This is a genomic window from Puniceibacterium antarcticum, from assembly GCF_002760615.1.
Lineage (GTDB): Bacteria > Pseudomonadota > Alphaproteobacteria > Rhodobacterales > Rhodobacteraceae > Puniceibacterium > Puniceibacterium antarcticum.
In genome coordinates this window covers 1-12,049 of the sequence record NZ_AWWI01000189.1, presented here as the reverse complement: position 1 = coordinate 12,049, position 12,049 = coordinate 1, and the positions used below count along the sequence as shown (strand labels likewise).

11 protein-coding genes are annotated in these 12,049 nt (G+C 58.0%); 1 reads left to right on the top strand and 10 read right to left on the bottom strand.

All coding sequences use genetic code 11. The features are described 5' to 3' along the window. From P775_RS27395 to P775_RS27370, 6 genes are all read right to left on the bottom strand, one after another. On the bottom strand, window positions 1-670 hold a 670-nt coding region (locus P775_RS27395; RefSeq protein ID WP_099913962.1), incomplete at its 3' end, for a head maturation protease, ClpP-related. Window positions 671-675: 5 nt separating this feature from the next. After that, window positions 676-1,914: a phage portal protein gene (locus P775_RS27390; protein ID WP_099913961.1), complete on the bottom strand. Its 1,239-nt coding sequence runs from the start codon at window positions 1,912-1,914 to the stop codon at window positions 676-678. Further along, on the bottom strand, window positions 1,911-3,626 hold the full coding sequence (locus P775_RS27385; protein WP_099913960.1) for a terminase large subunit: 1,716 nt from the start codon (window positions 3,624-3,626) through the stop codon (window positions 1,911-1,913). Before P775_RS27385 ends, P775_RS27390 begins: the two co-directional genes overlap by 4 nt. Further along, window positions 3,623-4,108 (bottom strand): hypothetical protein, encoded by a 486-nt coding sequence (locus P775_RS27380; protein ID WP_099910742.1) that lies wholly within the window; start codon window positions 4,106-4,108, stop codon window positions 3,623-3,625. The genes P775_RS27385 and P775_RS27380 overlap by 4 nt, the downstream gene beginning before the upstream one ends. A gap of 93 nt (window positions 4,109-4,201) precedes the next feature. Then, window positions 4,202-4,567, bottom strand: a complete 366-nt coding sequence (locus P775_RS27375; protein WP_099913959.1) for an endonuclease — start codon at window positions 4,565-4,567, stop codon at window positions 4,202-4,204. Window positions 4,568-4,810: 243 nt separating this feature from the next. Further along, complete coding sequence (locus tag P775_RS27370; RefSeq protein WP_099913958.1) at window positions 4,811-7,081, bottom strand: AAA family ATPase; 2,271 nt, start codon at window positions 7,079-7,081, stop codon at window positions 4,811-4,813. Between the two features lie 812 nt (window positions 7,082-7,893). Here P775_RS27370 and P775_RS27365 point away from each other — a divergent pair. Continuing rightward, window positions 7,894-8,793, top strand: a complete 900-nt coding sequence (locus P775_RS27365; RefSeq protein WP_099913957.1) for an HNH endonuclease — start codon at window positions 7,894-7,896, stop codon at window positions 8,791-8,793. A gap of 101 nt (window positions 8,794-8,894) precedes the next feature. Here P775_RS27365 and P775_RS27825 read toward each other — a convergent pair whose 3' ends face one another. The 4 genes from P775_RS27825 to P775_RS28360 all read right to left on the bottom strand — a co-directional run. Then, on the bottom strand, window positions 8,895-9,641 hold the full coding sequence (locus P775_RS27825) for a hypothetical protein (RefSeq protein WP_143521022.1): 747 nt from the start codon (window positions 9,639-9,641) through the stop codon (window positions 8,895-8,897). Window positions 9,642-10,107: 466 nt separating this feature from the next. Beyond that, window positions 10,108-10,782, bottom strand: coding sequence for a hypothetical protein (locus tag P775_RS27360; protein WP_099913956.1), 675 nt, complete (start codon window positions 10,780-10,782; stop codon window positions 10,108-10,110). Continuing rightward, window positions 10,779-11,357 (bottom strand): hypothetical protein, encoded by a 579-nt coding sequence (locus tag P775_RS27355; protein ID WP_143521021.1) that lies wholly within the window; start codon window positions 11,355-11,357, stop codon window positions 10,779-10,781. The genes P775_RS27360 and P775_RS27355 overlap by 4 nt, the downstream gene beginning before the upstream one ends. Window positions 11,358-11,549: 192 nt before the next feature. Beyond that, window positions 11,550-12,049 (bottom strand): hypothetical protein (locus P775_RS28360; protein WP_099913954.1); only part of this gene is annotated, 500 nt, incomplete at its 5' end.

Here is a 12,049-nt window from a genome sequence, read left to right as displayed (position 1 = left end):
CGGCCCGCAGCGCCTGCGCAGGCGCATCATTGCCGCCGGTCTCCAGCGCATCGGCAGGCAGGAGCGCATCGCAGAACCCCTGATCGACAGCATTCTGCCCGCCGATCCAGGTCTCGCGATCCAGCATGTTTGCGAGATCCACGGGCGCGATGCCGGTGCGAGCGGCATAGATATCGACGGCCGTCGCGTCGAAAGGCTCAAGCCATTCGGCGACCTCGCGCAGAGCGTGGCGATCCCCGGCCGACATGACCCATGTGTTATGGATCATCAGGAACCCGGCGCGCGCGATCCGCACCTCATCCCCTGCCATCGCGATCACCGAGGCCGCCGACGCGGCAATCCCGAGAATATTGACCGTGACGCGCTCGGGATGCTCGCGCAGGAGGTTGTAAATCGCGAGCCCCTCGAAATAATCGCCGCCAGGTGAATTCACATTGACCGTGACCGGGCGCGATCCAATGTTGCGCAAGGCGGCCGAGACCCGTTTGACGCTCACCCCATCACCCCAGATATCGGCCCCAATCGGGTCAAGGATCGAGATCGAGGCGGCATCCCCCTCGCCCGCCGCGCGAACGTCCGGGCTCCACCGCTGCAGCGCCTTGTGAGAAATATCACTCGTGACACCAGGGCGCGCGGAAACGCGCACCCGTGGCAGGGTCTTCTTATCCATCTGGATCACTCCGCTTTTGTCAGTTGGTCGAGGCCCGCCAGCGCGGTCTGCGCGGTCAATGCATCCGCCGCCCCGCCGCGGCGCGGCAGGTTGAGCTTGTCGCGGCTTTCGTCGCGGCTCATGATCCCGTTTGTTGTCATCTTGGACAGGAAATCGCCCTTGGCCTTGCTGTCCATCTGCAGCATCGCCTCGCGATTCCACTCGGCGTACCACTTGCCGCGCTTGGCGAGCGGGATCAGGTCGCGCGCGATCCGCTGCTCCATCCGCCGCAGAAGCGGGTTGATCCCAAGCGTGAGCCAGGCGAGCATGATCGCCTCGACCCCCGAGCCCCACATTGTCTGCCCCTGCCCTGCATGCCCGATCACGACCGGCGGCGTGCCGAACCACCGACACACATCCTCCACCTGAAACCGGCGGGTCTCCAAAAGCTGCGCATCCTCCGGATTGATCTGCAGCTGGCGGTATTTCAGGCCCGCCTCGAGCGTCATGATCTTTCCAGCCCTGTCGCTCGAGACGTAGGTTTGCAGGTGTTTTTGCAATTGCTCGCGCTGTTCAGGCGTGAGCGTGTTCTCCGATTCCAGCACCCCCGATGCCATCAAGCCGTTGGCAAACACCCGCGCCGCCGTCTCATCAGCTGCAATGGCAGATCCGAGGCTCTGCACCCCGTACTTGATCGCCGAGAGGCCGAGCCCGTCACCCGCGCCAAAGCCTCGAATGTGAAACACCTTTTCGGGCGGCAGCACATAGCTGCGGCCGTTTTCATACACCCGGTAATTGAACCGGCCGTCATCGCGCCGCTTGGGCGTGACGTTGAACAGCGGGCGCAGGCCAACCAGGCGATTGCCGATATAGAGCTTTTCCGAATAGCCGTTGCCCTCAAGCAGAAGGGCCGCGCCGTTCCCCTCCCAATATTCCATTGCGGTCTGATCCTGCCCCGGCGCAACGGTCAGGATCTCGGCAAGATCCGGCTCTATCCGAACCCGCGTGCCATCGCTCTGCTTTTCATAGATCCCGAGCGGCAGAGATCCGACAAGCTGCGCATTGCCCTTCACACAGGACCATGCGGCAGAAAGCGACAGCGCCGATGTGCTTGAGACCGATTTACCGGCCTTGCTTACGCGCCCCAGGCTGCTCAGCGGATCGCCCCCGGAGAGGTTGACCCATCCGCTTTCCCCCTCAGAGAGGGCCATCTGCAGCCCGAGCCGCGCGCCGTGCCAGGCGCCTTTCAGTGCCCGCCCGATCATGCCACCATCACCGGATTGACGAGGAACCCGGAGAGATCCTTTTTTGTCGCCTCGGGATTGAGGCTCATCAGATACACCGCATCAAAAACCGCCATCAGCGGATCGATCTTGCCAGCGCCTGAAATTGCTTTCGTGACGATCACAGCGTTACCCCTTGCTTCCGTCTTGGCATTGCCGACGCACCAGCCCATGAGAGGCTGACCGGCGTGGCGCAGCGATCCGTCAAAAAGCTTGCGTTCCGTGCCCTTGATTGCGCCGTTGAGCTTGTAGCCCTGCGTGACACTCGCGAGCGTGTCGTGCGGGATGCCCGCCACCTGCAGCGCGTCGACAATTGCCGCGACCCCCTCGGGATCAAGGCCGATGCCGCCCCGCTCGGGCAGCAGCCCCGCCTCGAACACCTGCAGCACGATTGCGACCAGCTCCTCGATATCCTGCGTCGGTGCCGTGCAGATCGTGAGCGCATCCTCTTTGGCGAGATCCTGCAGCCGCGCGGCGATGCTCTTGCGCCGCACCAGCACCACGGAATGCGCCCAGGCCGCGCACCACACCCGCCATTTTTTGGTGACCTTGTGCCGCCCGAGCACCGCGAGGCCGAGAAGGTCATCCATCCCGCCGCCGTCGATCCCGACCGTGCAGACCTCAGAGCTTTCGAGCAGCGCCGCGAGATCAAGCTCGGGCTCCGCCGCCGCCTCCCAATAGGTGCCGCCGATCCATCGCGACAGATGCGACCCCATGCCGAGCTGGATATTCAAATGCTGCGACGCCCACCGGGCAAGCTCCTCGGGACTGTCCTCAAGCGCCTTGTGATAATCGGGGATCAGCCGTTCGATTGTGATCGAGCGCCCGAGATTGGGCAGGACCGCGCCCCAGATTTTCGGATCTTTCCAGGGCTCACCCTTGTCGGTCTGCAGCGCCTCGGGAAACTCATACAAAACCGGCAGCGTGCGCACATGCTCCGTCACCAGCCCGTCGCGCACCCGGCGCGCATATTCGAGCTCGGATTTGAACACCCCTTGCGGGATCTCCTCGCTCTGCGTTGTGATGAACAGCAGCAGCGAAAGCGGGTTTGTGATCATCCCGCCCCGGATCTGCCCGATCACCCGCGATGCAAAGTGCCGCGCCGCCATGACGTGCAGCTCATCCATGATCGCGAAGGCCGGAATGCCCCCGGTCACAACAGCCGGATCAAAACTCTTGACCTCGAGAACCGCGTTGAGCGGGCGCCCGGTCTTGGGATCGGGAAAGAGATCCTTGATCTGCTTTCGATGCTCGATCACCTTGAACCGCTTTCTGAGCCATTCATCGGCCTCGATCATCGCCGCCGCCTGCGCGAAACACGTCTCCGCAACCTTCTGCGTCGGTCCGATGATCACCCCCTCGATATTCGGCGTCGTGTTCATCTGCATCGCGACAAGGCCGAGTGCTGCGGCGTTGGTGGTCTTGGCGTTCTTTTTTGGCACCAGCGTGAAGATCTCGCCGACCTCACGCGCGCCGGTTTGCTTGTTCACCGATCCGAAGGCGGCGCGCACGATATCCCGGATCCACTCGCCCGCCTCCTCGCCCATTGTGGGCTGGCCGGGAATGTCGGGGATCACCAGCTTGTCGAACAGGGCGACCGCGACCTCGGCGAGGTTGTCATCGAGATCGAGCGCCGGGATTGGGGTCTCGCCGCGCTGCAGCTTGGCCCACCAATCGGGACAGGCGAAATTCATTGCGGGCGGATCCGATCATAGAGATCACCATATTCGGCGTCCGGCTTTTGCGCACCCTCAAGCCGCTGCTCTTTCTTGCCAATCGGCGCAGGCACATCCTTGCCCGCCTGATCCTCTTGCGCCTTGCCCTTGGCTTTCGGCGCAGGCGGCGCGGTGCGATCCATCCGATCCTGCAGCGCGCGCAGGCTCGGCACATGGCCCTCGCGCGTCCGGCGCATCAACACGTCAAGGCACAGCCCCTCGACAATCAGCGCGCCGCCAGAGAGCTCACGGGAAAAATTAGCGCGCAACGTCTTGGGATCGCACCCCAAAGCCTCGGCGATCCGCTCCTGAGACCAGTTTGCCGCCGCGCGAACTGCCACAAAGTCCTGATTTTCCTTATTTTTCTTGAAGCTTGGGCGGCCGCGACGATCCCGCAGGGGCTCAAGCGGATTGCCAAAAAGGTCCATTTCGACCGGCTGGCGTGAAATTTCATCTGTCATGGGGAAAAAAATCTCCGACTTAGAGCATCACAGGTCAGCAGGCGTGGGCTTTTCTGACTTTTGACCCACCCCCCCGTGGGGGAGCGGACAGGATCAGGCGTGTCGCGCCCGCTCTTGTTTCTGTTTTTCGCTGTCGTGCCAGGCTTTGCTGACCGCCTGCAGGTTGTCCGCATCCCAGAAAAGGGCCGGATCGCCCTTGTGTTCGAGGATGTGATCGCAGACCGGCGCGTTTGGCGCGGGTTCCTTGCCGACCAGCGCCACGCCGGTTTGCTGGCAGACGTAGCCAGCGCGCGCGAACACCAGGCGGCGCAGCTTTTGCCAGCGTTTGAGGTTGTACCAGGCGCGCCACGGTTTGAGCTGCGCGCGCTCACGCTCTTGCGCTTTGGTGTCACCGACCACCGTGCCGAGGCGCGGCTTTGGCACCGCGAGGCGGCTTGGCATGGTGGTCAGACGCGCCATAAGGGCCTCGCTCGACAGTGATGATGGGATTTAAACGCGAAGCGCCCGGCAGTGGTGTGATCCACTCCGGGCGCAATTCGGTCGAGAGAGTTATGTCAACAGATTGAGATATTCGTCAAGCAACTTTCTGGACGGCACAAGAGGCCAAGCACATTGGTGCAAACTAGAAGAGGGCCTCACCCCTACCATACCGGCATACTGGCTTCTTTGACGTCATAGGCCGCCGAAACTTAGTGCGGTGCGTCATGCGTTTTCCGAACGCAGAAGCGCCTCAGAAGCGACATCGGTGTCATGGGCGTCGCCGACGGGCAGCGCCTTATAGTCGTCACCCATCATCATCCTGTAGTGACCACCGTGATCTGATTCTTCGAAAATTCTCTGAAACACCTCTAGGTAACGATCTACCTGGCCCAGATCGCAGGTCATGTAGAGGTCATCCGTGGCGAAGTGCGATCCGTCATTCACCCACGAGACTAGGGTGCTACAGATCATTTTGTCTTGGCCGTCAAACTTTGCGATAATGTCCTCAGGAGTAACGCCTCCGTAGAATTTGAAATAGTGCTCGAGGATTCTACGCATGACGTTCTGGATAGCCGTGTCCGAAGGCGGCTTCTGCCTGACCTCTCGCCAAAGAAGTTCATAGCTCGACTTGATCGGATTCTCAGTAAATCGCACGAGCAACGATCGCTGCGATGATTTGCGAACGACCCAGAATGTCTCGTCATTTCTTGCCTTGTCGGCGCTCCGCTTCTTGTCGAACGTTACCTCCTTGTGGAAGTATATATTGTGCGTGAGAACAAAGACCTGCTTGATCGCACTGGCGCCCGTTCGCATTTCTGCGATGATTATCTTTATTAAATTGCAGACAATGAAGAGAATGTCTGCATCAAGGCTCGAAACAGGGTCATCGAATACAACAATCTTGTCATTAGTTCCGCCGCTCGAACTAAACGATCCGCCAACAAGATAATAGAAATATAGAAATGTTATGAAAGACTTTTCTCCTTCGCTTAGTGTTCGTTTCGCGTCACTCCCATCAGAACGCTTAACTTCATAAAAACCACCCCCCAAGCTTTCAGCGAGGTGGAAGTTGGTGAATCCAAACGACTTCAGAAGCTTATTGATAACGTCAATCGTTGGCTTGATGCTGGTGATTCTCCGCTCGTTCTCTTCTATCTCTTCTTGCTTGGCGTCAAATTTTTTTGTTTCCGTTTCTATCTGGCTCTTTAGTGAGGTTATCGCTTTGTCGAGCCCACCGGTTTCACCTTTGAATTTATCGTAAATCACCTTTGTGTCTTCGAGCAGTCTCTTCCAAACCTGCGAAGTCAGATCTTTCTTTCTGGCCGCAAGATTGTTGATGGTATCGTTGTTGGCTTTGACCTTGTTGTTGGCCGCTATAACGTGGGCGCTCACCGCCACGAGCAGCGGGGCTGTATCAGTAAGCGTTGCTGGGGCGCTAGGCTCTTTCCGCTTCGCCATGACGTGCTCAACGTTACTATCGAGAGCCAAGTGAAGGGCTGCGACATCCCTCTCGAAGCCCTCGCGGTCAAGGTAGGGTGATTCAACAATGTCGGACACCCTGTAAGCCGTCAGTAGGTCTCTCACTGCACTGGTATAAACGGCAAGCAATTTGTCGATAGCCGCGAGGTCGGCAATGTAACTCTCGTCAAAATACGCTTCCAGACTCTGCCTGAAGGCTGCATCTGTCTTTTGCTGGCAGAAAGGGCACTGATCTTCCAGTTGATTGAAATATTGCCGTCCTTGTTGCACCCAATCGCTGTTGCCGAGCTTTTCGATTAGCGCGGCGATGTCTACGTCTTCTTTGCCTATGATCTTCTTCTTGAGAATGGCAGAAGTTTCCAGCAATGAAATCTTCGAACTATCCTGAACGGGTAAGAAAGTTGCTTTGGCCAGCGACCCCGAGAACACAGTCGCGGCATCTTCACGAAGCTCTGAAATATCCCTTACTGTAGCGCCGTTACTTGACGCTTCTGTGAGAAACCGCTCGCAGAAATTCTTCTTATTTTTGTTGAGCCCTGTAAATGCCGTATCCAAGTCATCAAATTTTTTCTTTGCTCCCCAAACATCTTCCACAAGCTGAGCTGCGAGAATTTCTCGCTCTTTCGTCTTCCCACTAAGTCCGTCCTCACCGCTAAGGTTATTACGAAGGCCACTAAGCTTCGCTTTTATTGTATCGGCTTCGCCCTTGAGCTTCTTGATCTTCTCGGCGACCTCAACGTTTCCTCCGAACGTATAGATGCCCTTGATACTGCTTTCCGCATCGAAGTGGTTCTCGACAAAATTCTTGTTGTAGACGCGGGTTTCCAGTGGACTTCCGCCCGCCCAAGTTATTTGGCAGTCAGGGAAATTTCCAGAACCTTCGACAATTCGGGAAACCGTTGTCTTGCCGGATCCGTTCGAGCCGAAGATGAAGTTGAGTTTTCTCAATCCTTCGAGCTTTGTGCCTGCGGCATCGTATGCGCCTTCATTGGCTAAATTAATACTTTCGATCAATTAGACACCTCGCAGTTTTAAATTTTAATTGGCCAAGCATATGGCTAAACACGTATCATTCAGCCCACGTGATACTTCCGCAGAAATCGTGCAGCCACGGTGTGTCTCTCGGCGAGCGTAGACGATTTAGGGAAAAATCCGAGAAAAAAATGCTTTGTTTATAAAAGGCACCTCTTAGTAGCTGCGAACTGTAACTTTGCACACTAACGATAGGAGTGCAGTGGCCTGACAGGTTTGCGGTTCTTATCCCTTCGCGCTGGACGCGGCGTTTGCCGTGTCAAATAGCAACCGACCAAAGAGGGTGGCTATTGCTGTTCGCCGTGCCGGGTGCGAAGGTCTGCTCTAGATCGACGCAGCACCAAGGCGCGACCTGCACCAAAGGGCTGCCTGCCGCCTCATGCCCACACACCACAACCCGGCTGTGTCGCCCTTCGCTAAGAATTTGGACGCTGCGCTGCCGCAAGTCCGGTCCGAGCCCTCATTGACCGTGGTGAGCGTGAACCTGTTCGCAGCTGCAGCATGAGACAGTCTAGCGTGGACGGCCCATCGTCGCCGGTCAGCAGCCACCAGATGCTGGAGCGCGGCTTACTCAAAGCGATCTTCGGCGCTCGTCGATGCATGATCGGACTTAGCTGTTTGCAATTGAGGCCGAGCCGCTGTTCGGCGGCCGTGTCTATCAGTTGCTGCTCCAGACGCCGAGGAATGGCTGGTGCCCATAGGAGCTTCGTCGAACAAGCCCACAACAACCAGTGCTGATCTTGCACTACTTGGCGCGATAGGGACTATGGTGCCGAAGGCCGGAGAGAGTAAAGATGAGCTTGATTGATGACTACTGGGACATTGAAGACAATGTCAGCGCACTTGAAGCAGTGCGGAAGTCCGGCCGAGGACAAGAGTTCGAGATTTATAGGTCTTTGATCGCCAAGGGCCGCGTCCTGCTGCCCTATTTGAGCGCTGAAGGCATTGCGTTCGGACCCTCTCGCTTTCTGGGATACAAGGACAACACTGTCGCTAAGCATGCCAAACGAGAGCATCGCAACGGTCGGGAGACAACGCCTCGGATACGACAGGTGCTTGCTCAGGAATTCGGGTTCACCACATGGAACACTTCGGACGCTGTGGCCAACGATCACTTTTTACGGTTTTGCTCGGCGCTCGACGTGAAACCTGATGATGTAGCTCGCACCTTTTGGATCACACCGGAAATCGGTGACTGGTTGGCTGATAACTCTGCGGATGCCCGGGGCGCGACAAGCGAAAATACCGAAAGAAACAAATCGTTGGAGGACGAGGTTAGAGGGAATATGTCTCTGCCGGAGACCACTCGCAATTCGATGATAAAGGCGCGAGTGGGACAGGGTCTGTTCAGACGCCGCGTTCTGCAAGCATACGACAAATGCCTGATCACGGGTCTGGCAGAGCACAGACTGTTAGTTGCGTCTCACATAAAGCCGTGGCGTGATTGTCGTCATGATCCGAAGCAATGCCTGAACCCGAACAACGCGCTGCTTTTGTCACCTACGTGGGACGCATTGTTCGATAAGGGTTTTGTAAGCTTTTCGGATAAAGGCAGACTCTTGCTGTCCGAGCGCTTGCAAAAAAAGTCGCGGCTGGCCTTAGGGGTCGAAGATCTCAGAGTCGCGCTTACCGAAGGACAAGCGTCGTACATGTCGCACCACCGTTTACTTCACAAATTCGAGGACGCGCTTTGACGGCACTTACCAGCGTCGACTGTCCGTGGGCGGAGGACATTTTCGATATTGTGGAGTGGAGAGGCAATATTCAGTCAAGCCACATGTGGTCTGTTTTTCTCTCATATGGTGCCTAATAGGTTCCCAAGAGCGCCCGCGACGCCCAATTTCGCTATCTCGCGCTTTCTTCCCTGACCAGAGTATTTATCACCCTCAAGAAATTCTCCAAGGGTTCCGTTTAACGGAGAGGGATGACCAACATGGACGAAGATGCGAGGGCCAGCGCGAAATACGACAGGCGAAAGACTTGGATGCTCTGCATATGCCTGGCCAAAAACACCTTTCATCGTCTTGTTAACAACACTCATATATTGTTCATCGTTACCGAGAAGCACTACGAGCCGCGTTCTTCGTGACAATCCTCCGAGATGGCAGGTAATGCACTCGGAAAGCCAAGCGTTCACTTCGGGCCGTTTCATCGCCGGGATTACTTGCGCGCTGCTTGCTCCGTAGGTGCCGTCAGGCTTCCGTCCGGTTAAAGAACAGCGCAGTATCGACGCCCAGCCGTAAGTCAGCTCCGTCTTCTTGATCCGACTGTAGAGGCTCTTTGCGCTCGGCATCAGCCCTACTGCTTGGAAAACTCTTAGTAGGCGAGGTCGAAAACCCATGTATGGGACGTCATCATAATCGCCGTTTTTCCAGCTTTCTGACATTGCCTCACTTTGGGTATTCCCCTTGGACATGCCCAAAACGAGGATCCTTGGATCCGAAGCGCCCCAATAGCCTGGATCGTTTACAAACTTACTTCGCTCTTCATCGCAGAATTTCTGAGTTTCTTTTGAATTGTTCCAGCACAGTCGGCATTCCATTGGTCCATGTATCATTATGCTTCACCACACTTCCTGCAAGCTGCCAGCTTCGCATCGGTTTCGGATGGCTGCAACTTCGCTAACGAAGGGGATTGTCGGACAGCACTCTACCCCGTTTTGCTACTTTGCCTTGAGGAACGCCTGTCCAACACATTCCCGGCGCGAAGACCCAGAAACTGCTGAGGTTTCTTTTACAAACCGAAGGTCCGCCTTCCACATCTATGCGTGGATAGGCCTACATTGGAGCGAAGGTCCGGTGCAGACGGTCGGGTATTCTTGAATGATGCAGCTGCGGCGACAGGCAGCTTCTGCGCGCGGCATCGCAGCGTGAAAAGTCTCCTGATCGCTTCAAAAGGCTGAGTTTGCAGTGACAGCTCCCCGCGCTTTCCGGTCACCCGCCGCGCCAAGCACGAACAACCGTTTCCCGTTTCCAGATCCGATCTGGGTCAACGACGTGACACGACGGTCAGCTTTGCCTGACATCTGACATACGCCATGGCGCTGCCGGTGGCATCTGCTCGGTGACTTCAAACGCCGTGAGGCCACCATATACCCGGAACGTGTCGCGCAACTCCAGCAGCGCACCCCACCAGGCAAGGTAGTCCCGGCGTGCAGCTGCGATCTCGCGCCCGGTGTTCACGTAGGTCACCGAGCAGACGACCAGGTCCACCCGCCGCAGCCCCTTGCGCCCCATCACCTCAACGGATCCAGCCACCTCTGTCTGGGCAAATGCACCGTGTTTGCACGAGCGCCAAGCAACCGGCACGCAGCGCGGCCGGTCATCCTGGTGCCAGTCAGGCGTGAGCCCGGAACGTGCAAGCTCGGCAATCCAGAGCGCCACGCGCCGACCACCATGGCCCTGCGGCAAGGCGGCCAGCGCAGAGGCAACGGCATCGGCATCCGGATGCGGTTCTGACCGTCCGCCGCCGTCGACGCGACAGCCAAGCTTGGCGCGCTCGATCATGATGTACTCCATGCCCACGCCAGGCGGCGTAGCGCCGGACACCGATGCAAGTTCATCAAAGTCGAGCGAGGCAAACTCGCGCTGAAAGGCCCAGGAAAGCAGCTGCTCGATCGACGCCCGCGTGCGCTGCTTGCCGCGCCCGGGCCGCACCGGTGCAGGAATACGCGCGTGCATCATGCCGCATCCTCCGCTTTGCAATCCATGACAGCCTCGACCCGCGCCGTGATCTGCGCCACCAGCGCAAGCCGCGCCATGTCCTGCGGGTCGAGACTGCCACGTTCGGCCAGCAGCTGGGCCAGCCGACGGTCAGCCGCTGCCGCATCACGAATACGGCGGTGCTCGCCATCGTTCAGCGGCGGGCGGTGGTGACGCGCGAAGAATTCAAATTCATTCACCAGCACACCCTGCAACCGGGCGCGCGGGCCCTCGACAGACCGGAACCAGCTGACCAGGTTCGGCAATTCCTCGACCGGGCGTTCGCACACGACATGGGCAAAGCTCAGAATCGGGCCGCGCCGCAGCCATTCCTTGCGCAGCTTGCCCTGCCCCTTGGCCCGCAGCATCTGGAACAGCGTGGCCAGATCATGATCACTGAGATAGGCGAGATCATCGCAAAGCTTCACCAGCTCCGCCGCCCAAGGCTCGGCCTTGATCTTGCTCGGGCGCTGGTATCCCAGATCGTCCAGTGGCGAGATCAGGAGGCGCCTGACCCGGTCCCGGTTCGTCTCTTTCCGTGCGGCTTGATCGGTCATGGTCACCTTCCCTTTTCTCAGCATGCCTGATTTCGGTCTGTCGCGACGCTTCTGTCTGCGCGCCGCAATCTGTCTTTTCGTTTCCTGTCTTTTCCTGTGGTTGCAGACAGATAGATTTCAAATGTCGGTCACATGTCTGTCTATCTGTCCGGACATGTCCGTATCTGTCCGCAGACACATACGGACATGTTGTCAGGAAGTGGGTGGTTTGCGAAAGAACCCGGCGCAGACCTTTTCAAGGCACGCCTGAATCGCGCCGTGCAGCTGGTCCTGAGTTCTTTTCTTGTTGCCCTCGGCCTCCATCGCCTCGCGGATGTGGGCATCGACCCAGCGCACCTGCGCGGGGTCCATCGCAATCGCGGGCGCCAGCCCGGCCAGCGTTTCCGCCAGGCGCACCAGCCGCCGCTGGGTTGAGGCGCCGTCGGTGCGTGCAGAGTTCAATTCCTTTCGGCTCAGCGCGTTGATGACCACGCGCGTCACCGTGTCGTGCATCAGGCGGACGTCACCATTGTCACAGACACACCGCTTCCAGCCGTAGAGGACGCCGAACTTGAGATCCGCAAGCGCCGAGAAATGCAGGGGATCAACCGGCGGCTGCACCATGCGCGCCAGACGCGTATGATCCACCGGCAGCTGATGAGCGACAACCACCATGGCCGGTGCCGACAACCAGCTTGGCCGGTGGGGCTGAA

Excerpts from the sequence above, each read along its gene's own strand:
- P775_RS27360 (WP_099913956.1), bottom strand. The coding sequence starts at position 10,782 with ATGATGCACGCGCGTATTCCTGCACCGGTGCGGCCCGGGCGCGGCAAG.
- P775_RS27385 (WP_099913960.1), bottom strand. The coding sequence starts at position 3,626 with ATGAATTTCGCCTGTCCCGATTGGTGGGCCAAGCTGCAGCGCGGCGAG.
- P775_RS27355 (WP_143521021.1), bottom strand. The coding sequence starts at position 11,357 with ATGACCGATCAAGCCGCACGGAAAGAGACGAACCGGGACCGGGTCAGG.
- P775_RS27825 (WP_143521022.1), bottom strand. The coding sequence starts at position 9,641 with ATGGAATGCCGACTGTGCTGGAACAATTCAAAAGAAACTCAGAAATTC.
- P775_RS27390 (WP_099913961.1), bottom strand. The coding sequence starts at position 1,914 with ATGATCGGGCGGGCACTGAAAGGCGCCTGGCACGGCGCGCGGCTCGGG.
- P775_RS27380 (WP_099910742.1), bottom strand. The coding sequence starts at position 4,108 with ATGACAGATGAAATTTCACGCCAGCCGGTCGAAATGGACCTTTTTGGC.
- P775_RS27375 (WP_099913959.1), bottom strand. The coding sequence starts at position 4,567 with ATGGCGCGTCTGACCACCATGCCAAGCCGCCTCGCGGTGCCAAAGCCG.
- P775_RS27365 (WP_099913957.1), top strand. The coding sequence starts at position 7,894 with ATGAGCTTGATTGATGACTACTGGGACATTGAAGACAATGTCAGCGCA.